This is a genomic window from Blastococcus saxobsidens (assembly GCF_002938435.1).
Taxonomy (GTDB): domain Bacteria; phylum Actinomycetota; class Actinomycetes; order Mycobacteriales; family Geodermatophilaceae; genus Blastococcus; species Blastococcus saxobsidens.
In genome coordinates this window covers 123,259-147,887 of the sequence record NZ_POQT01000004.1, presented here as the reverse complement: position 1 = coordinate 147,887, position 24,629 = coordinate 123,259, and the positions used below count along the sequence as shown (strand labels likewise).

General features: G+C 72.7%; 25 protein-coding genes. All 25 read right to left on the bottom strand.

Going from position 1 to position 24,629, the window contains the following annotated elements; genetic code table 11:
* Window positions 1-322: 322 nt before the first annotated feature.
* Complete coding sequence (locus C5507_RS04055; protein ID WP_104527246.1) at window positions 323-1,744, bottom strand: hypothetical protein; 1,422 nt, start codon at window positions 1,742-1,744, stop codon at window positions 323-325.
* Complete coding sequence (locus C5507_RS04050; RefSeq protein ID WP_104527245.1) at window positions 1,741-2,328, bottom strand: hypothetical protein; 588 nt, start codon at window positions 2,326-2,328, stop codon at window positions 1,741-1,743. The genes C5507_RS04055 and C5507_RS04050 overlap by 4 nt, the downstream gene beginning before the upstream one ends.
* Before the next feature lie 106 nt (window positions 2,329-2,434).
* On the bottom strand, window positions 2,435-3,535 hold the full coding sequence (locus C5507_RS04045) for a hypothetical protein (protein WP_242610939.1): 1,101 nt from the start codon (window positions 3,533-3,535) through the stop codon (window positions 2,435-2,437).
* Between the two features lie 213 nt (window positions 3,536-3,748).
* Complete coding sequence (locus C5507_RS04040) at window positions 3,749-4,045, bottom strand: hypothetical protein (RefSeq protein WP_104527243.1); 297 nt, start codon at window positions 4,043-4,045, stop codon at window positions 3,749-3,751.
* Window positions 4,046-4,072: 27 nt separating this feature from the next.
* Window positions 4,073-4,621: a hypothetical protein gene (locus tag C5507_RS04035; protein ID WP_104527242.1), complete on the bottom strand. Its 549-nt coding sequence runs from the start codon at window positions 4,619-4,621 to the stop codon at window positions 4,073-4,075.
* Window positions 4,621-5,178 (bottom strand): hypothetical protein, encoded by a 558-nt coding sequence (locus tag C5507_RS04030; RefSeq protein ID WP_165400419.1) that lies wholly within the window; start codon window positions 5,176-5,178, stop codon window positions 4,621-4,623. The genes C5507_RS04035 and C5507_RS04030 overlap by 1 nt, the downstream gene beginning before the upstream one ends.
* Window positions 5,175-7,085, bottom strand: coding sequence for a type IV secretory system conjugative DNA transfer family protein (locus C5507_RS04025; protein ID WP_104527241.1), 1,911 nt, complete (start codon window positions 7,083-7,085; stop codon window positions 5,175-5,177). Before C5507_RS04025 ends, C5507_RS04030 begins: the two co-directional genes overlap by 4 nt.
* Before the next feature lie 58 nt (window positions 7,086-7,143).
* Window positions 7,144-8,313: a M23 family metallopeptidase gene (locus C5507_RS04020; RefSeq protein ID WP_104527240.1), complete on the bottom strand. Its 1,170-nt coding sequence runs from the start codon at window positions 8,311-8,313 to the stop codon at window positions 7,144-7,146.
* Window positions 8,310-9,818, bottom strand: a complete 1,509-nt coding sequence (locus tag C5507_RS04015; RefSeq protein WP_104527239.1) for an ATP-binding protein — start codon at window positions 9,816-9,818, stop codon at window positions 8,310-8,312. Before C5507_RS04015 ends, C5507_RS04020 begins: the two co-directional genes overlap by 4 nt.
* Window positions 9,815-11,329 carry an SCO6880 family protein gene (locus C5507_RS04010; protein WP_341272901.1) on the bottom strand — a complete coding sequence of 505 codons (1,515 nt, stop codon included), beginning with the start codon at window positions 11,327-11,329 and terminating at the stop codon, window positions 9,815-9,817. Before C5507_RS04010 ends, C5507_RS04015 begins: the two co-directional genes overlap by 4 nt.
* Complete coding sequence (locus C5507_RS04005; RefSeq protein ID WP_104527238.1) at window positions 11,326-12,918, bottom strand: hypothetical protein; 1,593 nt, start codon at window positions 12,916-12,918, stop codon at window positions 11,326-11,328. The genes C5507_RS04010 and C5507_RS04005 overlap by 4 nt, the downstream gene beginning before the upstream one ends.
* Before the next feature lie 40 nt (window positions 12,919-12,958).
* Window positions 12,959-13,744, bottom strand: coding sequence for a hypothetical protein (locus C5507_RS04000; protein WP_341272900.1), 786 nt, complete (start codon window positions 13,742-13,744; stop codon window positions 12,959-12,961).
* Window positions 13,745-13,767: 23 nt separating this feature from the next.
* A complete protein-coding gene (locus C5507_RS03995; protein WP_104527237.1) occupies window positions 13,768-14,142 on the bottom strand; it encodes a hypothetical protein in 375 nt (124 codons plus the stop codon).
* Window positions 14,139-14,990: a hypothetical protein gene (locus tag C5507_RS03990; protein ID WP_104527236.1), complete on the bottom strand. Its 852-nt coding sequence runs from the start codon at window positions 14,988-14,990 to the stop codon at window positions 14,139-14,141. The genes C5507_RS03995 and C5507_RS03990 overlap by 4 nt, the downstream gene beginning before the upstream one ends.
* Window positions 14,991-15,275: 285 nt before the next feature.
* Window positions 15,276-15,422, bottom strand: coding sequence for a hypothetical protein (locus C5507_RS22115; RefSeq protein WP_158657505.1), 147 nt, complete (start codon window positions 15,420-15,422; stop codon window positions 15,276-15,278).
* A gap of 424 nt (window positions 15,423-15,846) precedes the next feature.
* Complete coding sequence (locus C5507_RS03985) at window positions 15,847-16,353, bottom strand: hypothetical protein (protein ID WP_130504145.1); 507 nt, start codon at window positions 16,351-16,353, stop codon at window positions 15,847-15,849.
* A gap of 208 nt (window positions 16,354-16,561) precedes the next feature.
* Window positions 16,562-16,741, bottom strand: coding sequence for a hypothetical protein (locus C5507_RS03980; RefSeq protein WP_104527284.1), 180 nt, complete (start codon window positions 16,739-16,741; stop codon window positions 16,562-16,564).
* Window positions 16,742-16,955: 214 nt separating this feature from the next.
* Window positions 16,956-17,615: a hypothetical protein gene (locus C5507_RS03975; protein ID WP_104527234.1), complete on the bottom strand. Its 660-nt coding sequence runs from the start codon at window positions 17,613-17,615 to the stop codon at window positions 16,956-16,958.
* Window positions 17,616-17,917: 302 nt separating this feature from the next.
* Window positions 17,918-18,553: a LysE family translocator gene (locus tag C5507_RS03970; protein WP_104527233.1), complete on the bottom strand. Its 636-nt coding sequence runs from the start codon at window positions 18,551-18,553 to the stop codon at window positions 17,918-17,920.
* A 679-nt stretch (window positions 18,554-19,232) separates the two neighbouring features.
* A complete protein-coding gene (locus C5507_RS03965; protein ID WP_104527283.1) occupies window positions 19,233-19,700 on the bottom strand; it encodes a hypothetical protein in 468 nt (155 codons plus the stop codon).
* Between the two features lie 146 nt (window positions 19,701-19,846).
* Window positions 19,847-23,086 carry a LysM peptidoglycan-binding domain-containing protein gene (locus C5507_RS03960; protein WP_104527232.1) on the bottom strand — a complete coding sequence of 1,080 codons (3,240 nt, stop codon included), beginning with the start codon at window positions 23,084-23,086 and terminating at the stop codon, window positions 19,847-19,849.
* Window positions 23,083-23,523: a TadE/TadG family type IV pilus assembly protein gene (locus tag C5507_RS03955; RefSeq protein ID WP_104527231.1), complete on the bottom strand. Its 441-nt coding sequence runs from the start codon at window positions 23,521-23,523 to the stop codon at window positions 23,083-23,085. Before C5507_RS03955 ends, C5507_RS03960 begins: the two co-directional genes overlap by 4 nt.
* A complete protein-coding gene (locus tag C5507_RS03950) occupies window positions 23,520-23,945 on the bottom strand; it encodes a TadE/TadG family type IV pilus assembly protein (protein ID WP_242610938.1) in 426 nt (141 codons plus the stop codon). The genes C5507_RS03955 and C5507_RS03950 overlap by 4 nt, the downstream gene beginning before the upstream one ends.
* Window positions 23,942-24,337 carry a TadE family protein gene (locus C5507_RS03945; protein WP_282957578.1) on the bottom strand — a complete coding sequence of 132 codons (396 nt, stop codon included), beginning with the start codon at window positions 24,335-24,337 and terminating at the stop codon, window positions 23,942-23,944. The genes C5507_RS03950 and C5507_RS03945 overlap by 4 nt, the downstream gene beginning before the upstream one ends.
* A 73-nt stretch (window positions 24,338-24,410) precedes the next feature.
* The gene (locus tag C5507_RS03940) at window positions 24,411-24,605 is read right to left on the bottom strand and encodes a hypothetical protein (protein WP_092196509.1); all 195 of its coding nucleotides are present in this window, start codon (window positions 24,603-24,605) and stop codon (window positions 24,411-24,413) included.
* Window positions 24,606-24,629: the final 24 nt, after the last annotated feature.

Below are 24,629 nucleotides of genomic sequence, written 5' to 3'. Positions count from 1 at the left end.
TTACGTGTTGTCCGCACCGTCCCAAAGAATGCAGACTGACGCGACGGATAATGCGTGTTTATGTCGTGACCGTTCAGTTCTTGCCTCGGCGCCCACACCCACACACATGTCCGTAGCGTCGCCTTGCGCTCCTGTTCTGCACGGTGCGGTCCAATGCTCGTTCGCCACGCCCAGGCGATCAAGTACCTCGGCTTGAGCATTCCGGCTGAGGACTCGAGCAAAACATCACGGAGCGCGCTGAACTCACCGCAAAGTTTGAGAGCCCTGGCGACGACTATTCGTGTCGGTGGGGGCTCTTGGAGAGGATGCTGCTCGGGTTGTCCTACAGCTCGTCCGCCTCGTCCTCCGACAGCGGGGTGCCCGCGAGCAGTGCGGTCACGTCTGTTTCGTCGGTGGGATAGCGGTACCCCAGGATCGTGAGCGCAGTGTACGTGAGGGTCGCCAGGTCGGTATCGGGCTGCGCGTCGAGCATCATCTCCGTGAAATCAGCGGTGATCTCAGACCGCTCGTCACCGACGCCCGTCGCGACCGTGACGGAGGGCAGGTGGAACGAGTCGTCCGCGGTCTCGATAAACGCGGCGATGCGCTGCTTCATGTCTTGCGTCGATTCCTGCGCCCCGTACTGGCTTCTGGTCGTGACGCCACGTAGGTCCACTGCCGTCACGGTGTATGTCTGCAAACTTGGCAGGAGATCGTCCCAGCGCGCAGGCGTGAGGCCGCGATTCGCGGTCTTCAACTTTTGGGCCTTGTTGGCGAACGTCAGCCGCCAGTTGCCAACCTCTGCTGACAGAAGGTTGCCGGTCACGGACCATCGGGGCGTGCGGTCGAACACCTCGTCGTCGATCGCCTCGGACCGCGCGTTCACCAGTACACGCTTGGCGCGCCACAGCCCGCTCGCCGCGGAAGCCAGCGGCGTCAGGTCGAGGTCAGCGAACCGGTTCCACATACGCTCGATCTCGGCTAGGTCGATCAACTGCGCCACGGCCACCCAGAAGTCACGATCGCGGGTCACGCCTTCGAGGCTGAGGAGATACGGCACCAGCTCACGGATCTCGGTCTCGCTAAGCCGACCTGACAGCAACAGCGCCTCGAGGCTCGGCTCGTCCGCGAGTGCTTGTTCGACGATGCCGAAAACGCGGTTGATGCGGAGCACCGCATCCTCGGTGAAAACCGACGAAACGGTTCCGGAGAACGCGTCCAACTCCGCCTGCGTGATCCGCCGGTCACGGGGAAGAACGAGGTTCTCGACGTCGGAGCCGAGGATCGCGCCCTTCGCACTACGCACGATGCTGGACCTCACCAGCCCAAGCACCGGGTCGGGAGCCGCCGTGGTCGGGGTCAAGTCGTCGAGTGCGGCCACCGTGGTGACCAGCACCCGGCTCTCACGGTGTTCTCTGGCACGGGCGCGGACTCGCTGGGTCTCCTCCTCCGGCTCTTCCAGGGCCAGCGAGAGGTAGAACGCCGTGAGATCGTTCCGGTCGAAGTCCGCCAGGTCGCCGGATGCGCGGCCCGATCGCAACGAGTGCCGCAAGAACACGGGGCGCTCGAACGCCTCCCGTCCGTTGCCCCACTGCATGACGAGATCGGGCACGTACGAGTGGTTGAAGTAGCCGGTGATATCGGTCGTCACAGTCGGGTCCAGGCTGCGCAATTCCTGCGCCACGACTTGATGCACCCGGCGCCCCGCCTCCTGAGCATCCGAGGTGTCCAGCGCGGCTGAGATCTGCTCCACGAACGTGCTCATGCCCGGTACCCCTCTTTCCGCAGGTGATACAACGCCAGCCCCGCCTCATCCTTAGTCAGCCGGAGGTTCACCTGCCGCTGGTGCACCACCAGGACTCCAATCCGTTGTGCGACCTTGGACAACAGGTCATCGTCTATCACCGCTCCGCCGAGGAGGCTGCTGTACTCCTCAACGCATCCGCGCAGGTGCGTCACACTCAACAGCTTGTTCCATTTGTTCTGAGAGAAGGGGTGGTACGTCACCCACAGGAACTCTCGCTCGGCGTCACCTCCCATCGAGTCGATCGTGTGCACCGTGTTGGCGTACGCGACGGCCAGGAATTCACGGTAGCCCTCCGCCTGCCCACCGACGGTGGTGTACTTCTTGCACTCAACGCTCACCGGACGGGGCCGCTCGTAGGGCGCTCCCACGGTGTTCCCTTCCAAATCGAGCGCCTTCTTGGTTCCGTCGGGACATTCACGGGTACACATGGGCTCGCTGTCCCAGACCGTGTACGAGAACGCGAACCTAGTCGTGGCCTCCAGCCACTCCTTGATTTCGTGCAGACCCTCGTACCCGATCCGATGTGCAGTTTCCTTCGCCACTCGATGCGCCTCCTGGCACTCGACCCTAGCGGCGGCGCGCAGAACGTTCGAGAGTCGTCACGGGACCTCTTCGCCCGCGGCGGGAGGTAGCACCAGACGGGACCGGCTATCGGGAGGGTGGGAGCTCTCGTGGCGCGTGGAGCAGTTGCGCCCTCACGCTGTCGCGGTCGGCGACGTGGGCGCGACTGAGCAGACGCGCGGAGTCGCCCGGCATCTTCGCTTCCCGGTCGGGCCGGTCGGTCCGGTGCCGTTGCGCCACCGGCTGCGTCGCGACTGCCCGGTGTAGCGAGTCGGCCCGACCGGTCGACAGGTCGGCGGCCCGACCGACGACCTGCCGCAGGCGATCGAGGTCGTCGCCGCTGGCTCGCACGTGTCGTCCCGCGATCACCGCCTGGATCCGATCCTCGGGCATGGCCTCCATCGGTGGCAGGTCTCGGGCGTTCGCGAACAGCTGGCCGGTGCGGGACCAGCGCTCGACCGCCATGGTGAGGCGATCGGCGAGGACCGGCAGGCAGCTCGCGATCTGCTGGACCGTTGCTGCCACGTCCGCGGGCGTCTTCTGGCCGTGCTGCTCGCCAATGTCGGCGGACGCGCCAACTTCGTTGCGCAGGGCGCCGACGAGCGCCTGCGACGACGCAACGACGCCTCCACCGTCGCCGGGCGCTCCTGGGCGTCCGTCGTGGAAGACCATGCTGGCGCGACCGGCAAGTTGCCAGGCAAGCCCGGCGACCAGCAGCGGTCCCGCGTCCCTTCCGGTCATGCCCGCCGCCACAGCGGCGTAGCGACTGGTGAGCTCGGCGGCGGCGACGGCGGCCCGGAAGTCCCGCAGTGTCAGGTCGCCGGCTTGCTGTGCACGGTCGAGCGCAGCCAGAAGGCCTGCGGCGGCTTCCAGGACGGTTACCTCTCCGGACGACCGATCCGGCACGGGAACCAGACGGTCGAGCACCACCGAGCCGGCGGCGGTCGGCGGATCAACCTGCGCGTCACGCTCGATGGTGGCGGCCAACTGGCGGACGACGTCCAGCTCCGGAGCTGCCGCCTCCGGCAGCAGGCGGCGACCGAGCCGCGCGCAGTGGTCGGCGACCTCGGCCACCTCGACGGTGACCGCCCAGCGGTGGGAGCGGCCCATGACGGACCGGTCGCGGCCGATGAGGTCGGCGGCGGCGCCGGCGAGGTCGGTGAGCGGCCCGCCGTTGGGTGGCCACAACCGACCGGCGGTCGTGCAGGCGGCCGCGAGCGCGGTGACGTTGCGCTGCCGGTGGCTGTCGCCGGGGGTGAGCCCGTCCTCGGCCAGTCCGGACAGCGCTCGGCCCAGGTGGGTCAGTGCTCCGCTGACGTCCTCGATGGTCGCCGCCGTGGGGCGGGTAGCGGCTCGGTCGGTGAGTTCGTCGAGCAGCTGCCGCAGGGTGGTGACCACCGTTCAGCCCAGCCGTCGCAGGGCGTGGCGGGCGGCGCGCGCGGCGTCGAGGACAGGTGTGCTGGCGAAGGTGCGCTCATCGAGGAGGCCGAGTGCGCCCATCGCTGCGCGGATGCTGGCGGCGGGGTCGCCGTCGATCAGTGGGACCGGTTGGGTGCGTCCGCCGGCGAGCTCGAGGAGTTCTGCGGCGTAGAGGCACTCCAGGGCGATGTCGGCAGGTACCTGCTCCCGGTCGGCGCCGACGGCGTCGAGCAGGGAGGCGGCGTAGCCGAGCGGGTCGCTGACCGTGTCGATGGTCATGAGGCACGTCCTTTCTCACGGGTTGGTTCAGTCGAGGCTTGCGTCGCCGCGGTTGGCCGCAGGGGTGTTGCGGGACATCTGTGGAGGACCGACCGGGCTGTGTGTGGTCGAGGAGCGGTGGTCGGTGGCGCCGCGCGCCGGAAGGGCGGCGGCGCAGTCGTCGAGCAGCCGCCAGTGCAGCTCGCGAGCCGGGTGCCGGTCGGGCAGCGGAGCGGCGGCGGCCAGCGCAGGCAGCCGCTCGGCGACGTCGTAGCCGGCGGTCGCGGCACGGGCGAGCGCGGCGGCCAGCGGCAGCCAGTCCGGGCCGCGAACGAGGCGGGCGTCGATGCGGGCCACGAGCTGCCGCCAGACCGGGTCGGTGGCTGCGTCGTCGTCGCCGTGCCTTGGTTCGCTCTCCAGGTCGGCGGCGATCTGCAGGATGCGCGTGGCGATCGCGCGACGGCCCTCGGCGGTCGCGGCGTCGCACCAGGCAGCCAGCAGGTCGGGGGTGTGCCGGACCATCCAGGCGCGGCTGATCCGCACGCCGGCGAGCAGCGACACCCAGTCGCCGCGGTCGGACGGGAAGGCGCTGGGCATCACTGGCCTCCTGCCGCTTCGCGAGCGTGGCCGGTCGAGGTGGCGCCGAGATCGCCGTCGAACAGCGCTCGACGCGCCGCGGTCGCCTGCGGGCTGGTGTATTCGGCGGCCCAGGAGCGGGCGGGCCAGTCGGTGTGCCGGCCGGGTGGGCAACCGATGCCGAGCCGCTCGGCCAGGCGGGCGTGGAAGGCGGGCAGCGCGTAGCGGTGCCACTCCTCCAGCGCGTGCGGAGCCGCCGCGTCGGCGGCGGTGGCACGCAGGCAGGCCAGGACCGCGAGTTCGTGCACGAGGTGGGGATGGGCGGGCCAGCAGGAGGGGATGGCCTGCGTGGTCTGCCAGCCGTAGCTGTGGTTGAGCCAGGCGGCGACGTCGTCCAGCCACGGCCACAGCCGGGTGCGCAGATGAGCCGAGCAGGTCGCCGGGTCCCAGGGCCGGTCCAGCAGCCGCAGGCCGGCGGGCTCGAGGCCGGCGTCCTCGGCCTGCCGGAGCTGCTCGAAGGCCCGGCGGATCTCCCGCGGCGGCGGTGGGAACGGCAGGGCCACGTGGGAGGCGGTCATCGAAGGCCCCGCTCGACCGGGGTGAGCCCTGCGCGGGCGGCCGCGGCGTGCGCGCGACCGGTGCGGTCGACCACGCTGGCGGTGTGTTCGCGGGCGGCGGCGACACGGTCGCGGGCCGAAGCCTGTGCGGCCAGCAGCTGCGCGCCGCGGCGTCCGGTGAGGCAGCGGGTCAGCCCGGCGATCAGCGGTGGGGCGTTCTCCGCGACGACCAGAGCCCGGCCGGGCGGCAGCTGGCGAATCTCTTCCGGGCGCAGCACGGGCACGGTCTCGCCGTGGGTGGATCGGGACCATCCGGTGCCCCGGTAGCTGTAGGAGGTGCGCCGGACCCGGGTACTCCCCAGCAGCTCGGAGAGTTCGCGGTAGAAGCCGCCGTCCTTGCCGCCGCCGAAGGCGACGAGCACGTTGGTGAGCCCGAACAGGGCGCGGGCCTCGTCCTCGCCGTAGATGAGCACCAGCTGCCGCCACGTCTGGGCGGCGTAGAGGAAACTGACCCCGAGGGCCCGGTCGTTGGCCATCCGGGTGCGCAGAGTGGGCAGCGGCGCGGTGGAGGGCAGCTCGTCCAGGCAAGCCAGTAGCGGCGGGCACAGCCGCCCGGTCGGGGCGTCGCCTGCCAGCTGCAGGGCGGTGTCGAGGACGTGCTCGGCCAGAGCCGTCATCAGCGGGGCCGCCGAGGCGTAAGGATCCTCGCGGCCGAGCAGGTAGACGGTGCCGCCCGCGGCCAGCAGCGCGGCGATGTCGGTGGCCGGCCGGCCGGGCCCGGGAGTGCACCGTCGGCGGATGTCGGTCTGGAAGAACAGGGTCAGCGCCTGCTGCACCGTGGTGGCGGTGTTCCCGGCGGTGCGCGGGTCGCCGTGCAGGGCGCCGTGCAGCAGCCCGTCCCAGAAGGGCGCGGCGTGCGGATGAGCGCGCAGGACGTCGGCCGGCTGGGTCGCCGCCTGAGGGTGGGCGGCCCACTCCAGGACGTCCTCGATGGTGCGGCCGGTCAGCGCGGCGGCGTGCAGATAGCCCTGGAGGACCTTGGCGGCTTCGAAGGCGTAGAAGCGGGCCGCCGAGTCGATGGTGCCGCCGGTGACCGCACCGGGAACGGTGCCGGCGGTGAAGGCCTTGGCGCGGCGCTCGGCCGTCATGGGATCCACGCAGCCGGCGACGGGGTCCCACACGAGCTCAGGCAGTCCAGGAACCGCGCCGAAGGGATCCAGCACGGCGACGGGGCGGTCACCGGCGGCGCGGGCGTCGACGGTGAGCAGCAGGTCCCCGGCCTTGGTCAGGGTGACCAGCGCCGCGCCGGGCGCGTCAAGCAGGGCAGGGGCGAGCAGGTCGAGGGTCTTACCGGACCCCTGTGGGCCGTAGACGCCGGTCGTGCGGTCGAAGGGCACCCAGAGCTGCCCGGCGGCGGGAACGGCGGCGTGGCCCAGTCGCCATCCCACGTCCGTGTTCACGACGCGGCGAGGTCTGCACCGGCGAACCGGGGGCAGGTCAGGGCGGACGACGGGCCCGACCCGGCGCAGCCGACCGCTGCCGAGCACGTCGGCGACCTGGCTGCAGGTGGCCATGCCCGACCGCCCGGTGAACCATCGGCGCGCGGCCCAGGCCGTTCCCCCGCTGGCGGCCAGGAAGAGTGCGAGGCACCCGGCGATGGCGGTGTACACAGCCGCGGGCGGCGGTAGCGCCGCCATCTGCACGGCGTCCAGCCCGGCGGTGGGCTCGGCGGTGAGCAGGCCGCCGACGGAGGCGACCAGGGCGGCCGACCCATGCGGCCATACCCAGCCGCCGCCGGTCAGTAGTGCCGCGGCTGCGCGGCCGGCGGGCAGCAGGAGCGCGGCGGCCGTCGACCACACCAGGGCGGCGGCGAGCGGGATCTCCCAGCTGGCGGGGCCGACGTCGGGCCGCGACCGGCCGACGTTCATCGCCGACCGCCTGCGTTCGCGTGGTGCATGGCTTCTCCCTCGTGACGGTCCGGACCGCTCATGCGGCAACGGAGGCGTGCAGGTCGACGCCGCGGTCGGCCAGCCACGGGACCGGGTCGACCGACGCGCCGTCCTGGCGGACCTCGAAGTGCAGGTGGACACCGGTGCTGTTGCCGGTCGAGCCCTGGAAGCCGACCAGCGTCCCGGCGGCGACGCGCTCGCCTGCGGTGACCGTGTACGCGGAGAGGTGCCCGTAGCGGGTGGTCACCCCGCCGCCGTGGTCGAGCTCGACCAGGTTGCCGTAGCCGGCCAGACTCAGGCTTCCGTCTCGGTCGCAGTAGGCGCTGGTGCACGCCGCGATGACGACGGTGCCGTCGGCGGCGGCGTAAATCGGGCTGTCGCGGGGGCCGGCGATGTCGACCCCGGCGTGCAGGGCACCCCCACGGGGCCCGTAACCGGAGGTGACGGTGCCGGCGGTGGGCCGGATCCACGACCCAGCAGCCACCGGCAGGCCTGGGCAGACGCCGGCCACCGCGCCGCCCGGGTCGGCCGCGGTGGCCTGGGCGGCCGGCCACAGCATGGCGGTCAGCTCGCGGGCGAGCGGTTCCCAGCGGGCGTAGGCGTCGCCGGCAGCCGAGATCTGCACGGCCTGGGCCGCCTGCGTGAGCGGGACGGTCTGCCAGTTGGGCACCTCGACCAGCCGGGCGTAGAAGGCCTCGGCGGCGTAGACGGGGTCCATCAGCTGGGCGACGGTGCCCCAGCCGGCGAGCCACCGCTGCTGGAAGGTGTTGACGCTGTCGTGGTCGGAGCCGAGCCCGTCGTGCGGGTACTGCAGGCTGGTGGCGGTCACCGCAGCCTGCTCGCCGGTGAGTTCGGGGCTGCTGCCGTCGTTGGCCAGCATCCGCACGCGGGACTCCTGGTAGGCCGTGGCAAGCGCCACGGTGGCCGCGTACGCATCGAGCCCCCGCGCGGCGGCGACGTCGGCGATGGTCTGTGCGTGCCCCATCTGGAGGGCGTCCAGCTCGATGCCGGCGACGGTGGCGCCGGTGCCGCCGATCGAGCAGGCCGACGACGCGGTCGGCGTCGACGCCTCGTGAGCACCGATGACCGCGAGCGGGATGAGCAGCAGCGTGAGCCCCGCGAACACCGGGAGGGCGCAAGGAGCAGCGGCCCGCCACAGCCACGCCCGCGCGTACGACTCCGCTGCGCGCGCCGCCGTCCCGCTCATGTCGGGCCTCCGGCGGCGAGCGCCTCGTTGGTGTAGGTCAGCCGCAGCTCCGGCCCCGTGAGAACGGTCTGCACCTTGAACGCCCGGTCCCCGACCAGCCACAGCGCCCGGCCCTTGCCGGCGACGGCCCAGCCGGTGACCAGCCGCTGGGCGGTCGGCGTCAGGCCGAGCATGCTGCCCAGCTCGTCGCCGACGGCCTGGTCCTGGCCGTGCAGCACCTTGACGTCGCACAGGTGCAGCAGGTCGCGGGCGATGGCGACCGCCTGCGAAGTGGCGTCGCCGGCGGTGAGCATGTCCGACGGCTTGTGGGCCAGCAGGATCTGCACGTCGGCGTCGCGGCGGGACAGCCGCAGGTTGGCGTCCAGGCTCTTCATCGCCTCGGCGCCCAGGCGCATCTGCCGCCACGTCTCGTCGCGGACGACGATGCGCAGGTCACCCGGGTCGGCGATCTCCCGCATCGCCTGGCCCCAGGAGTTGAGGCAGGTCAGCGCGATGCCGACGGCGTGGTCGCCGAGCGGCTCGAGGCGGGACAGCGAGAGCGACTGGATCGGGGCGCGCCAGTCGACATGGATCGACGTGTGGTCGTCGAAGAGCCCGGCCAATGAGCCCTTCACCAGCGAGCCGAGCGCGTCGCGCAGGGTTCGGGTGGCGTCGAGGAAGTGGCGCCGGTCGGCGTATCGGCAGCCGCTGACCAGCTCCGGCGGAGGCTCGTCCAGGGTGTGCCAGAGCTGCGGGATGGTGGGCTCGGTCAGCCGGGTGGCTCCGCTGCGGTACCCGGTGAGCAGGCGCAGCGCCTCACCGACGGCGGTCTCCTCCACCGGGCCGAACGGCACCGCCTGGGAGGCGACCAGCCCACGGAGCAGCACGAGCCACCGGGCGAAGACGAGCGCCTCGCGGCGGCGGATTTCGGCCGTGTCGAGTCGCTCCCAGCCGTGCCCGAGGGGACCGAAGGCCAGCGGGTTGACCCGGGCGGGAAGGCCGTGGCCGATGACGAACGGCTCGACGCCGAGCGCACGGCACAGCGGCTCGTACTCGTCCTTGGTGTCGCCGAGAACCAGCGTGCGGTAGCCGTAGGCGAGCATGCGCAGCGCGAAGGCCTTGACCGTGGCTGATTTACCGCGGCCGGGCTTGCCGAAGACGACGACGTTCGGGTTGGTGACCGGGATGTCGTCGTCGGTGACCCAGCCGACCGGGTCGCAGTAGAACGCGCCGCCCGACAGCAGGTCGAGTCCCATCTGAGCGCCGGTGGGTGGGAGACCGGAGGTGGCGATCAGCGGCCACACCACCGGCGTCTGCTCCGAGGTCATCCGCCACACCGACAGCGGGGCGAGCGCCGCCGTCCGGCCCCGGCCGCGGCCGCGCATACCGCGGCCGGGCACCAGCTGGGTGAACGGGCCCCGCTCCCGCGGTGCTGCATCCGCGGGAGGCAGCGGAGGGAGCCGGTGGCCGAAGTCGTCGAGCAGGACGGCGACGTCCCGACCCCGGCGTGTCCCGCGGCCGCTCATCGTCGGCTCCGGCGGTCGGGCAGTCCGACGCCGAGGGGAACGGCGGCGGCGGCGAAGCCGGAGTCCTGCGCCAGGTCCAGCCGCAACGGCACGTAGCCGGCAGCCCGGATGGACGCATCCAGTCGTCGGCCGTGCTCGGCCACCGGCCACGTCGCGGGGACCGTGACGCAGGCGGCGACGGCGGGGCGGACCAGGGCCCGTCCGGCCGCGAGCTTCTCGTCCGCCGCGCCGATCCGCTCGGTGTCGCGCCGTTGCCGGGCCCGCTGCCGGAACCCCATCCGGGCGCGCAGCTCGTTGCCGGTGGTGGCACTCATCTCCTCCCGGCCGACCAGGCGGGTGGCCCGGTCCAGGGGCATCGGGGCCAGGAAGACGGTCAGGCAGCGCCGCTCCCCCGCCACCGTCGGGACCAGCACCGGGGCCAGCGCGCCGAGCACCGCTCCCGAGTCGGGAAGCAGGACGGTGTCGGTGACCGACGCCCACGCGTCGTGCGCGTAGTGCCGCACCTCGGTCCGGGCGTGGCTGGGGCCGGCGGCAGCCATCGGCACCCCGGTCGTCAGCTGGGCGCCGGCGGCGGCGGCCAGGTCGGCGGCGATGAGCTGGCCGCGCTCGTCCGGGGCGAAGCCGGTGCGGACCGCGGCGGCGAGGGCAGCGGAGTCCAGCCAGGTGACCGCGGTGCAGCCGACCGCTCCGCGAAGCGCCGCCTCCACCTCGGCCATCACCCCGTGCAGGACCCGGGCGCGGCCGTCCACACCCCCGCCGGACTCCCGCGCGGCGCGGCTCATCCGCGCCTCGCCGACGACGACGGTGACGAAGGCCTCGGTGCGCACCGCGGCCGGGGTGAGGGTGGCTCCGAGGAGCGCGTTGATCCGGGTGGCCAGGGGTGCGGCGTCCGCGCGGGTGTGGGCTCGTTCCCACGCGGCGCGCTCGGTGCCGTCGTCGGGCACGGTACGTACCTGCAGGGCCAGGACGTCGACCAGCTCGGTGCGGGCAGCGAGTTCGCACAGCTCGGCCAGGCCGGCGCCCATCCGGTTGCGCTCGTCGGGTTCGGCCAGCCCGATCCCGGGATGGGTGATCGACGCGACGGCCGCCCAGGTCCGGGCTGCGCAGTTCTGCACGATCACCGGGCGGGTGAACAGCTGACCGAAAGGCGGTCCGTCGTGGGTGCGGATGCCGGCCAGGACGCCCGGCAGGTCCGCCTCGGCCAGGTTCTCGGCCTTGCCGGACGCGGCCCGGGAGCCGAACACCGTCCAGCCCATGAGTGCTCCCATCGCGTGCATGAACAGATCGACCAGCCAGCGGCCGGCCGAGCGCCCTCGGACCGGCACCAGCAGCACCGCGGCCAGCAGCGCCCACATCGGCAGCCACAGGACGAACAGGCCCCAGGCCTGGGCGTTGAGGGCGAGCAGCGCCGGAACCCCGGCGAGGGTGACCAGGGCCAGTTGGGCGCCGGTCATCCCGAGGAACCAGCCCGAGGCGTCCTTGGCGTAGTCGCTGTATCGGGCGGCGCTCACCGCGCACCGCCGTCGCCGGGTCCGTCGTCGGTCCGCGGCATCCGCGGAGCCGGCGGATCGGTCCCGTCGGGTTCGCCGAGCCCGCTGCCGTCGACGTGCTGCGCCGGCCAGGCCATGGCGATCGGACCGTCGCCTCCGTCGCTCCCGGGCAGACCGGGCGTCGAGCCGCCGAGCGAGCGGGAGCCGTCCTCCCGGCCGGGCGGCCGCCCGAGCCGGGACGGTCGCCCGGCCCCCGAGCCCCCACGACCGCCCGCAGGCATCCCGTTCGATGTCGGCTGCCCGTAGTAGGGCGCGGAGTGGCCGACACCGGCGCCGGAGAGCACGTCGGCGGCCGAGGCAGCCACGCCGGCCGCCAGCCGGCCGGCGGTGGAGGTACCGGCGGTCAGTGCCCGGAGTGCCCCGGCGAAGCGGCCGCTGGTAGCCGCGTCCGCCGTCGACTCGCCCTGGGCGCGGTCACCGGCCAGCTGCGCCGCGGCCCCCGAGGCGGCCACCCCGCCCGAGGCCGCGGCCACTGCGGCGCCGGCGGCCCGACCACGTCCGCCGCCGAGGTTGCTCAGTGCACCCACGGCTCCGCCCGAGGCGGCCAGCGAGGAGCGCAGCGCGGCCCCGCTCGACGTGCCCGGGTCGACGAAGGCCAGCAGCCGGAACAGCGCCAGCGGACAGATCGCGCCGAGCAGGATCAGCAGGCAGCCGACCACCGCCATGCCGACCGTGGCCTCGGTGCTGGTCTCCTCGGCCCCGGTGACGATCCCTTCGGTGATGGTCACTCCCACGCCCAGCACAAGCACGGCCACCGGGGCGACCAGCAGCGCGGCCAGGAACCAGCGCAGGCTGCGCCAGAACCAGGTGCTCGAGGACTGTGCGAGCAGGCCGCCGGCCGAGATCGCCGAGGTCGCCGCCAGCACGATCAGCGCCGCCTCGCGGACCAGCATCACCAGCAGGTAGCCGACGCTGGCGGGCACCAGCAGGAAGATCGACGAGATCCCGAGCACGGTGGCGACCGTGCCGTCGACCAGGTCGCGGCCCACGCTGATCGACGGGTCGAAGGCGGCCATCGTGTCGATGCCCAGCAGACTGCGCAGCAGCGCGGTGGTCAGTCCGGAGACGCCGGTGACCAGCAGCGCCGCCACGCCGACGTAGCCGGCCCACACCAGCCCGAACTGCACCAGCCCGATCAGCAGCCGGCCCAGGGTCTGCCCGTCCCGGCGCACCGCCGCGGCCCCGAGCTGCACGAGCGCCATCAGTGCCGCGACGGTGGCGCCGATGCCGAAGGTCACCGGATAGATCCCGGCCAGCGGACCGTCGGCGGACAAGTCCGGGGTCGCCAGGGCGTCGATGACCGAGAAGGCCAGTTCCAGCAGCCAGAGCCCCGCCTCCCACAGCGACAACATGGCGCTGACCCACACGTCGACCGCCACCGCGCCGGCCGCCTCGCCGATCACGCAGAACGGGTTGATCGGCAGGCACGGCAGCGAGCCATCGTCCGCCGCCGGAGCTGCGGGGAACGCCACGACCGCCGAGTCAGCCGAGGCCGGAGCCGCAGTCGCCAGCCAACCCACCACCGCGAGCATCAGGGCGACGACCAGCATCAGCGGACGCGGTGATCGGCCACCTCGATCAAGCTGCGGCCTAGCCATGACGCAGTTCCCGCCAGCCGGCGTCGAGCGCCGCGTCGGTACCCGGCCAGACCGACGGAGCCGGCGCGGGCTCCGCCCCCGCTCCGATCACCCACCGGTCCCCGGCCCAGGCCATGCGCTGGCAGTCGGCGATCGCGATCCGCGACGTCTCCTCCACGGTGACGGTGAACTCGAAGTTCACGCACACCACCGCGAACTCCTCGCCGACCGTGCCCTTGATCAGGCCCATGAGCGGGCGGACCACGATGGCCAGCTGCGGTGACCCGGCACCGGACAGCCCCGCCGCTGACAACAGGCTGGCCATGCCATGCGCCCCGGACCAGGTCTGCGGCGTGGGGCCATCTGCTGCCGCCCACTCGGCGATCACCTGCCGCACGCCGTCCATCGAGCCGGTCTGCATCGCCGTCACGTCGATCGCCGCCAGCTGCGCCAGTGCGCCTTCCGGAGTCCGGGGGAAGCCGGTGGGCACGTCGGCCGGGCCGACACCGGTGGCGCGGGGCACCTCGAGAACGCCCCCGGCCCGGTTCGACAGCGGGCCGGGCAGCGCGGTGTCCGGGTCGGCGGTCGGCATGGGCGCGGCGGCGAGCGCGTCCTGCTGCGAAAGATCGGTGGCGGGAGCGGCCGGACGCGGTGCGGCGCCGGCGCCGTCCCGCTGCTCTGCGGTCAGCGCCCCGACGACCGCCAGCACCAGTCCGGCCAGCACCGCCAGCGCCACGAGCCCGCTCACCACGATCAGCACGAGGAGACGGGCCGGTCCCCACGTCGACGTCTCCCCCACCGGACGTCCTACACGGCGGCGCATCAGGTGCACCCGCTGCCGGTGATCGAGTCCAGGATCGTCAGGATCACCGTGTAGGTGATGGCCACCATCACCACGACCGCGACGCCCATGGCGCCGTACCGGGATGCGTGTGGGTGGGAGAAGATCCGCCCGACCAGGATCGATCCGAGGGACGCGACCGCGCCGATGCCGATCAACGCCAGCACGCCCCACTTCACCCAGGCGGTCACGTCGTCGGCGAAGGCCTGCATCCCGGGCGGTGCGGCGGGGCAGACCGCGGCGGTGATCTCCGGCGCCGCGCTCGCCGGCCCACTGCTGAGCACCACCACCCCGGCGAGGACGAGCGCGACGGTCGACGCCGCCCGTACCGCCGCGGTCCCTTGCTCGACCGTCATCGGGTCGCCCCGGTCCGCGCTGCCGGGCGCCGGTGCCGAGGTGACGCCGCCGGAGCAACGAGCGCGGCCAGCGCCCGGCCGGCGGCAGCCACCGACTTCGGCAGCCGGTCCCCGGTCAGCCCGGCGGTCTGCAGTCGCCGGTCGAACGGCACCGGGACCACCTGGCCCGTCGACCGCGCCTCACGAAGCCGGGGACCGCAGCTGGCCTCGACCAGCCGTGGCCACCGGGCCGGGCCCACCGCGGCGACCGCCGCCTCCCCGCCGACGGCCGCTAGGACGTGCTCGGTCTGTCGGACCGCCGGAACCGTGACCCGGGTGACGACCACCAGAGCGCAGCCGACGAGCGACCCCGGCGAGTCGAGCAGCGCACAGGTCGTCGACCACCCCGTGTCCACCACCACCGTGGCGTCCGCGTCGGTCTCCGGGAGCGGTGGGAGCGCTCCGTCGGCTGGGTGCCGGGCGAGCCGGACGACATCGAGTCGACCGCGGCGACCGCACCGCCACCCGGCGGCGTCGGTGCCCAGTTCGATGGTCGGGGCCGCCGACAACCCCGACCGGGCCGGCTCGGAGTAGTCGACCAGCTGCACCCGCCGGTCGGCCGCCAGCCCCTCGGCCAGCGCCAACGCGACGGTCGAAGCACCGGCCCCCGCGTGCCCGGCCACGACCAGTACGACACGGCCGCCGACGCGCGCTCGCGTCCACTGGCTGGGTGAGTCGGGTTGGCCGGCACAGCTGCCGACCGCGGCCCCGAACGCCCGATCCGCGTGAGCGAGGACGTCGTCGGTGACGTCGTCGAACACCCCGGCGCGGATGGCCACGACGGCCGCACGCATGGCGGGCACGGTCATCGACCGTGCCTGGTGAGGATCGGTGGGGTTGGAAGGCGCCGTCGCCGCCGACGGCGGCGCGTCACGGCTCGGCCGGCCGCGCCTCGATCCCCGATGCGGGCCTGTCGTATGCATGCGCCGACGGTGGCGACCGAATCTCCAGTAGTCCTCCAGCCGGCCGAGGCACGTGGCCTCCCGCGGTCTCGAAGCTTCCGGTGCGGCCTGCCGCGGGCGGTGACGTTCGCACCGGAGAACTACTGGTGGAGTAGCGGAGAACCCGCGCCATGTACCGGCGGGTGCTGCCGGTCAGGGGCCCGCATCGAGTTCGGCGCGCACCCGGTTGTGGCTGTCCAGCCAGGCGTGCAGCTGCGGGTGCACGCACCCCACCACGTCGAGCAGGCCGATGTGGCGGTCGGGTCGCGGCTCGGCCAGCAGCGGCTCGTGATGGGCCACCGTTGCGGAGCACATGAGACCGGGCGACCGGAGCTTCCAGCAGGCGCCGGTCAGATCCGGGCAGGTAATGAAAGGCGATCCGCATCCCGGGCCACAGGGTGGCCGTGTAGCGGCGGGCGAGCAGGAACCGCCAGAAGCCGAAGCTGAGCTCGGCGACGATCTTGCCCGGCAGTAGCGGGGCGCCGGCCCGTTGCAGCCGCTGCTTGGTTCGGGTGATGTCGTCGCGGGCGTGCTGGGCGAGCTCTCGGGCTGGGTTCTCGTACCACTGTCCGGCTCGACCTAGTACCGCGGCTTCCAACGTTCGCACTGCCTAGCAGCGGGCTGGAGGTCCCTGAGCGGCCCGCTTGAGGACACACTGATAAGCAAGACTCGGCGCACCCAAAACCTTGCGCACCAGCGAGTCCCGCAACTATGGCTCGTCGCGCTACCACCGAACGAACGTCGGCGAGTACTCCTCCGCGTCGATGCCAGGCGCCGCCTCAACAACCCATCCGAGGCCGCGGAGGACGTCTGCCGTTTCCTCCTGCGCGTCGCGGATGGTGGCTCGAAGTTGCCGGTGACGCCAGAGTTCGCGCCCCCGCTGCACGACCTCCAACCAGCCGCCGTTGCTGTCAACGCCGCACTCTTGGACGAGGAACTGCAGCAAGTCCTCGAGGCAGGGCCGAAACCGCTCACCACCCACAGGAATGTGCAGTGACGAGAGATCGTGCGGCTTCTTGACCCGAGAGGGATCGACAGCGTGCGCACGAGCGAGTAGATGCGAGAAGGCTCCCCGCTCGGCGTGGACCTGCCAGTGTGCCGCCGGGGCCCTGCCCATGTCGGCTCGGTAGTCCAGCCGGATGAGCGGAGTGCGATCTAGCGTGGACTTCACGACCATGTCGGATCGAACCGTCTTCAGAAAGGTGCTGCTCCGGTCCAGGCTGAGGTACATCGACAGACTCAACGTGGCAAGCGGCTCGCCCCCTACGAGCAGCTGAACGCCCTCTCGATTCTGTGGCCCGACGACGAAGCGCTCCAAATCGGGCGCCCGGCGTGAGATGATCTTGTGCTCACCCGGTAGCACACCGTCAAGGGTCTCCTGGACTGCTGTAGCAAATTTGGCCGACGCTGCCTCGAGCGAGTCCGCCGGCTCGCCAGCGCTACTCACCTAGCAGGAAGGCAATCTCGTCCAGCTCTTCCTTCACGTCGAACTCGTGGCCAGTCAGAGTCCGGGTCTCGGCCAAGGCCGCAAAGTCCTCAAGCGACAGCCCCAGTTCATCCAGCAGTGCGCGACGACGGTCCTCCAGCTCCGAGCGCGTCACCGTGACGACTGGCGACATCTCAACCTCCCACAGGTCTTCCACAGCATGGCGCGACTTACGCACACCGCTGTCTACAGCCTCCCACCGACAGAACGACGTTGCAGCGCTACGCCTTCTCACGAGATCGGGCGAGGCCGATCTGTCAAGAAGCGACAGCAGGCTTGGCCGAGACCGACCTGGCCCTACCGCGCTTCGACGTCTGGCTCCCAGCTGCGTAGGGCGGTAGCGGGGGTCAGTCCTCGTCGGAGCCGTCGGCGTACTCGCGGAGGACGGTGAGGACCTCGAAACCGAGAGCTGTGACGCGAAGGACCGTCAAGCCGCCGAAGCCCGTTGGGTTCTCCACGAGACCGCGAGCGACGAGCGCCGCGAGGCACAAGGCCGCCGTCCGAGGAGAGAGGCCGCCACTGTTTCCGAGCAGGTCGGGCGTCCAGACGCTGGCCGTCCCGCTCAGCTTCGGCGGTTCCTCGGTCAGCCGAAGCAGAATCCGCGTGTGGTCCTCGGTCAGATCGGCCAGCGCGATGAGTATTAGCTCGCACTCGTTCCGAAAGTCGGGCTCCGCGACGGCTCGGCCGAACGCGGCTCCGAGCGCATCGAGGGTCTGGTCGTGGAAGTTCATCCCAGCGGCGTGCAAGAGACGAGTCACCAGTGGGACGAGATGGGGTTCTTCGGCGATCTTCTCGGCGAGGTCCTCACGAGAGAGGCCCGATCGCTGCTCGGCGATCTTGAGCGCTCGGGATTGACGCCGCGTCCGCTCCTCGCGGACTTTGCTCAGCAGTCGTCGGCCGAGGACGCCAGTCCCGGGGACTGCGCCGCCCACGAGTTCCAAGACGAACTCGAGGGCCTCCCCACCGACCTCCTCTGCGAAGTCGCTACCAGTCGAGCGGTCAGGCATGGCCGCGACCGTAGTAGACCGGCTGACGGGACTCGGCGGGCGCTGATGGACGCCGTGTGGGCGGAAGGAGCCCAGCCCTGGAGCAGTGGCCTGCAGCTCAGGCGTTTCCCCTGGTACCTCATCGGCGACGCTTCACCGCAGTGCCATCGCGACGCCTCGGAGGGCCGGCCGAGGTCGCGGCCGAGATCGCGGCCGAGATCGCCGGTCGGTGGGAGGCAGTCGGCCGGAGCCGTTCAGAAGGGCCGGCCTGTCCCATAGCGGCCCACTATGGACACCACTTGCGAGGCCACGAACGACCCGCCCTACCGGCTTGACAGAGCCAATCGAGCACCGAAGCCGATCAAGGCGATCCCGGTTGTGCCCTCGACCGTGCGGCTGACCCTGGGCCGCTGGAGCCAACGTCGCATACCGCTAGCGCCGAGGACGAGGAGGGTGAACCAGGCGAGGCTCAGGGCGGCGTGCACGAAGGCCAGCAACAGGCCCATGCCGAGAGCTGAGGTGTCCGGTGGAATGAACTGCGGAAGCGCGGCGACATAGAACGCGCCCACCTTGGGGTTGAGCAGGTTGGTCAGCAGGCCGGTGCGGGCGGATCGCCACACGCCCGCGGCTCTGACCGGGCCGTCGCTGTTCCTGGGCTCGGCACCCCGGCAGGCGAGCCGCCAGAGGATCCGTCCTCCGAGCCACAGCATGTACGCGGCACCGACGAGGCGAAGCGCGTCGTAGGCGACGCTCGAAGCGGTCACCAGTGCCGACACACCGACTGCGGCAGCAGCCCCCCAAGCAACCACCCCGCCGATGACCCCCAGCGCCGTGGCGAACGCGTCGCGGCGACCCCGGGTGACGGCGGCACGGAGGACGAGTGCGGTGTCAAGGCCTGGGGTGATCGTCAACAGCAGCGCTACGAGACCGAAGCTGACCACGGCTCCCGATGCGGTCACGCCCGGACGCCAGAAGAGAAGGCCACGCGGCAGGCTAACGCGTCCGCGTCCGCGTCGGCGCGGTCACATAGCCCACGGGGCACGGCCGCGGTGTCCCATAGGCCGCCTTCAGGGGCGAACGATGGCGGACGCCGCACTAGCCGCTGGTGGCGGCCGGTCAGTGCGTCGTGCAGGACATTGCACAGCATGATCTCGACGTGGCCGAGGACCTCCTAAAGCGCGTCGGCGACCGCCGCGTTCCACAGGTACAGCTCGACCGCGCGGTCCAGGTCGCCACCCACGGCGCGCATAGGTGGCCAGCCGGGGCGCGGATAGGTGCCGTTGGATGAGCAGCGCGGTGAGTGAGCGCTGGCTCGTGGGTTCTGGCGCGGACCCGCCGCCCGGCGGGGACGTGTCAGCCCCGCGCTCGTAGGCTCGCCGGTGAAGACCCCGGAGCGATCCCTGGCCTCGGCCACATCGCCGGGGTTTCGTTTTGCTCGAGCCGCTTCTTCGAAGCCGAGCGACCGTGCGGCGTCCGGTCGTTGACACGGATCCGCCCGGTCATAGCCACGAGCGTCGACCCGCGCCCGGAACGGCGTCCGGGTGCGGGATCACGTCCGGCCCCCATGGGGCGGGGGCACCTGCCGTCCATGTGCCGTGCAGCGCCGACGGCGTGCCGGAACGGGTAGGGCACGGCTGGTCAGTCCCGCACCGGCCAGGCGATCAGCGGTCCGAGCCGCACGCCGGCGCCGGCCGGAGAGGCGTCACGGTGATCGTGGCTGCCGGCGGCGTGGGCCAGCGCCGCCAACACCAGCTCGAGCGCGCGACGGTCCAGCGCCACCGCCACGTCGGCGAGGTCGATCGGTCGCCCGTCGGCGAGGCTGACCGCCACCCGGAGCACCGCCAGCTCCTCCTGGCTGCCGTGCAGGCGTCCCTGGGCGAGGGCGGGGTCGAGCTCGGGCCATTCGATGCGCGCCCACATCTGACCGCCGACCGGCTCGGCTTCGATCGTCACCAAGCCGGCGGCGCACAGCCGAGCCGGCCAGTACCCGTCGTTGGCCAGCAGCAGCACGGCAGCCTCGGCCGCGTAGTCACCGACCGCGGCATGCAGCAGCGCGGCCTCCACCTCGTCGAGATCGAGGTCGGCGGCGATCGGCTCCACGCTCACCAGCGTCACTCCTTTCCTCCCCAGGTCCCGCGCTCGCGAGTGTGGTCAGCCGGTACGACATCTCCAGGAGACGGACCCCCGCACGCCCCAGGCTGCGGTCCCTTGTGGGCGGGCCGCAGCCTGGTCGTGGGGTACGTGCGGCGGCCTCATGACGCGCGGTCGAGGAACTGCCGGCGAGCGCGGTTGATGGTCTCCGCCGTGCTCATGGGCAGGTCCATCTCGTCCTCACCGTCGTGGATGGCCACGATGCGCCCGACGTAGGTCTCGGCCTCGGCGCGGTGGCCCTGGTGGAAGGCCACCCACATCGCGTCCAGCAGTACCTGCTCGTCGTCCGGCGCGACGAGCAGGGCGGTGGCCGAGGCGGCTGCGGCAGCGGCCAGGTCGCCGTCGGCGAGTGCCGTGGAGACGACCTGGTGGGCGACGTCGCAGACGGCTGCGGTGAGCGTCAGGTCCAAGCCGTCCAACCACTCGTAACCGGCCGGACGCTGCGCGAACGGCGGGCCGGACACCAGCCGCAGAGCGGCAAGCAGGTCCGGCAGGCCGCCGTCGCCGCGCACCGCGGCCCTGGCGCGCAGCTGGCGGAACAGGTCCGCGTCGACGAGCACGCCGGTCAGCGTGTAGCGGCCGCGGTGACCGGAGCTGAGGTGCTTCTGACCGGTGGCGGGGTCGGTGCCCAGCCAGGCGCGAGCGCCCGCGGCGACCCGGTGGACGTAGGCGCGCGCGCTGACGGGGTCGGTCCTGCCGCCGCGGGCCGGCTGCAGCGCGGTCGCGGCCTCGTCCGCGGTGGCTCCGTGCGGGCGGGTGGCGAGGTAGGCGACCGTCTCCTCGTAGCGGCGCCGCAACCCGGACCTGGCGACGGCTGCCTCATCACCGTGCGCGCGCAGGGCGACCGGTCCGAGCAGGGTCAGCCGCGGCCGCGCGCAGTCCGGCGACCACCAGTCGGCGAGATCGCGGTCGAGTTGGGCGAGGTCGTCCTCGACCTTCCTGCGTACGTCGGCCGGCGCTGCAGACCCCGGAACGTCGGAAGCACCGCTGGTCGCCCACGACGTCCCTGCCCCCGGAGGACCGCCGGTCGGCGTGGGTGGGGTCGAGTCCGGGACGGCCTCGGTGGTGGAGCCCCGTCGGAGCCGTGGGGACGGGGCGGAGGTCGGTGGTGCAGCGGTGTCCGAACCGGTCAGGTCGCCGTGGAGCGCGCCGGCCGCGTCGGTGTGCACCTGCCAGGGGCGGTCGCCGTCGGCGGCGGGAATCGGAGCGTCCTCGGAGTCGCGCTCGAAGGCCAGCAGCGTGGCGACGTCGCGGGCCTGCTGGACGGTCAGCTGTGGCGCCGGCAGCCGCAGACCGAGTGCCGGGACGAGAAGCGACCCGTCGTCGGTCAGCGTGAGCAGCCACTCGTCGCTGACCTGCTCCGGCTCGGCGCCGAGCACCAGTGCGACCGTTCCGCGTCGCTCCCGGGCCCGCAGGACGGCGACGGCCTCGGCCAGTGCGCCGTCCCGATCCGGCGGGGATGGGGCGAGCACGACCTGCGGCATCCAGCCGTCCCCGGCTCCGGCCCGCAGCCGCCCGTCCAGCACGTCGTCGTCGGACTCGGCGGCTTCCGCCAGGCCGGGGTACAGGCCGGCATCCACGGCGCTGTCGACCGGGTGAACCCGCTCGGGGGCGAGGTCGACTAGTTCGTCGCCGAAGCCGACGGGCGTGACGGTGAACAGGTCCGACCAGCCGTTGACGGCCAGCTCGGCGGCCAGGTGCCGGGCGAAGTCCTCGCGGCGGTCGACCGGTCCGGTCACGTACACCGCACCGAGCCGTTCCAGATCCAGCAGCCAGCGGCCTGCGGTGTCGGTGCCGATGGTGACCAGAGTCGGGTACGGCGCCAGGCGGGTGCGGGCCACCTGGGAATCGACGCCGGTGTCCTGGTCGAGCCGCGCCGACCACCGGAGGCCGGTGTCGTCCGCGGTCCACGGTTCCGGCGGAGGACGGTCGACCGGAGCGTGCAGCCGTAGCTCGAGCCGGCCGCCGTGGAGTCGGGCGGCGACGACGTCGGGGAGCCGCCCGTCCGGATCGGCGGAGATCTGGACGGCAAGGCCGCGCAGCGCCAGGTCCAGCGCGGCGTAGTCGGCCGTGCCCTCGTCGGCCGCCGATGCCACGACCGTCTGTGTGGCGGACTGCGTCTTCGGGACGGGTGCCAGCCGTCGGCCGGGACGGCGGCGACGTAGCCGCTGGCGGCGATGCGTCAGCCAGGCGGCGCCCGCACCTGCGGCGAGCAGCGCCCCGCTGCCGGCGAGCACGGCCGCCAGCTCCGACGGGCTCTCGGCAGCATCGCCGCCGTCGGCGTCGGCGTCGACCGCCGCCTGCTCCGGTGGCTCCGGCAGGCTTTCCGGGCTCGGCGAGGCGGCTGGTGTGGGCGCGGGCTCCGCCGGGGTGGCTGACTCGTCCTCGTCCTCGTCCTCGTCCGGCGCCGGCTCGTCGGCCGGGGGTTCCGGACCGGTCGGCGGCGGAGGGTCGACGGCCGCGGGGTCGGCCGGCGGGAGGTCGAGAACCTGCCCGGGGCGGATCAGGTCGGGGTCGGTGAATAGACCGCCGCCGGGCAACGGTTCGCCGGCATTGAGGTCGAAAATCGGCTGCCAGTGCTCCAGGCCCTGCTGCTCGGCGAGGTCGGCCAAGGTGTCCCCGGGCTGCACCGTCACCTCGCCGGCGGTCGCGCCGGCTTCGGGAAGACGTGCGTCCGGTGGAAGGACCAGTGTCCAGCCAGGGCGGATCAGCCCCGGGTCGGTGAGGAGCGCGCCGTCGGGCTGGGGCCGGCCGCGGTTGAGCTCGAGGATCTCCTCGAAGCGGGTCCAGTCGCCCAGGTAGCGGGCGGCGATGCGGCCCAGGGTGTCGCGCGGGGCCACGGTGTACGTGGGACCGGCCGCTGTAGGCCCGGTCGCCCGGGTGTCCACGGGCGGTGCAGGAGCTGGCGACGGCTCCTCGTGGTCGACCGGCTGGTCGGCCACAATCGGGGGGCCGGCCAGGGCGGGCGCGGCCAGCAGCGGTCCGGTGCCGACACCGAGGACGGCAGCCACGAGCAGGCCGGCCATCTGCTGCGGCGCCGCCAGGCCGGGCAGTCGCATCGGTGGCAGGCCGCGCAGCTGGCTGGCGAGCTCGACGGCCACCGAGAGGGCGAAGCAGGCCCAAGCGACCCAGCCGATGACCACGAGCAGGCCGAGGAAGAGCGCGCCGGTGTCCGGGCGGCTCAGCGCGGTGGTCACCTGTTCCCAGGAGGGCAGCTCGTCGGGCAGGTAGGCGCCGCCGAGCGCCCAGAGTGCGACCGGGACGCCGGCGACCGCGGCCACCAGCAGTACTCCGGCGATCAGCCGGCGCAGCAGCTCCTGCACTTGCGGTGGTGTGGTCATGGGCCCTCTCCCCCGCGCTGGTCGGTGATCAGGTCGGCGGTCCCGGTGCCCTCCACGGTGAGCGTGGAGATCCCGATCAGGCCGAGGAAGGTCGTGGGCTCGGAGATCGTGGTGGTCACCTGCAGGGTGTCGCCGTCGACGACGGTCACCGACCCGGCCACGTCGTTGCGGTCCAGGTAGTCCTGCGCGGCGGCGACCGCGGCGGCCGGATCGACGTGGATGTGCCCGGCCAGGGCCGCGGAGACGTCGAGCGCCTGGCCGCCGGCGCGAGCGGCTTCGTCGGCGATCGCATTGGCTCGCTGGGTGGCGGCCACCTTGGCGCCGCCGTCGACGGCCAGGCCGATGATGAGCAGCAGCCCGGGGACGAGGACGGCGAGGAAGACGCTGACCGCGCCGCGTTCGGCATCGGCGCATCGGAGCCGCTGGTAGGTGCTCATCGTTCGCGGTAGGCGTCGACGGGGCTGGTGAAGGACGCCTCGACGGTGACCGATCCGGGCAGGCCCGGGGCCAGCAGGTCGGCCATGTCGACCACGCAGGTGATCGACACGGTGACGTCGCCGGGCTGGCCGGGCGGGGCCTGGAAGCCGGTGGTGTCGATGTCGACGCCGGTGCTCTGGCAGCGCAGGTCCTGGGCGGCCAGGGTGCGGTCCGCCTGAGCCCCGGCGAGTGCGACGGCGGTGACGTCGTCCCGGGCGAGGGAGGCCTCCCGGGCGGCCGCCCGGGCTGCTTCGGCGACGGCGCCCTCGGCGATCTGGGCGCGCCCGGCGACGACGGCGAACGACAGCAGCACCAGCAGCGCCGGTGCCAGCAGGGCCAGCTCGACCGACACCGATCCCCGCTCGGCGCGCGGCCGGTTCACGGGTCCGTCCGTTCCACCGGGCCGACGGCCGTCTGTGTCACCGACCATCCGGACAGGCCGGGGAACAGGCTCAGCGAGGTGCCCGTCACGGTCACCTCGATATTGGTCAGTGAGCCGGTCACCAGCACGTCGCGTCCGGTGAGGAGGTCCTGCGCGGTCTGGTCGAGGAATCCCTCGGCCGCGGACTCGGCACGCGCGAAGGAGGCGGGCTGGACGCGCCCCTCGCGGGCGCCTTCCTGCGCCGCCCCGAGCGCGACCGAGCGGGCGTAGAACCACAGCGCGGCCTGGATCAGTGTCATCACGAGCAGCAGCACCACCGGGAAGGCGACCGCCAGCTCGACCGACGCTGCGCCGCGGTCCCCGGACAGCCGCTGGCCCGCCCCGCGGCCCACCCGGTGGCCGCGGGTGTTGCGGCGCCGGGAGGCGGCGGAGGTGCGGGGCCGGGCGGCGGGGCGCACGGGTCGGCTACTGGATCTGGCTGGACCGGGAGGTGACCGCGTTGGCGATCACCGCCACGAGCGCGATGGCGATGCCCAGCAGCGCGAGGGTGATGATCACCTGCTCGACGGAGAGCGCACCGCGCTCGGGCTCCTCGCGGAGCTCCCTGAGCCGGTCGCGCAGGGCTCCGGCGAGGGCCATCAGGGTGGGGATGAGCGGCATCGGGTTTCCCTTCGGGGTGGGGCC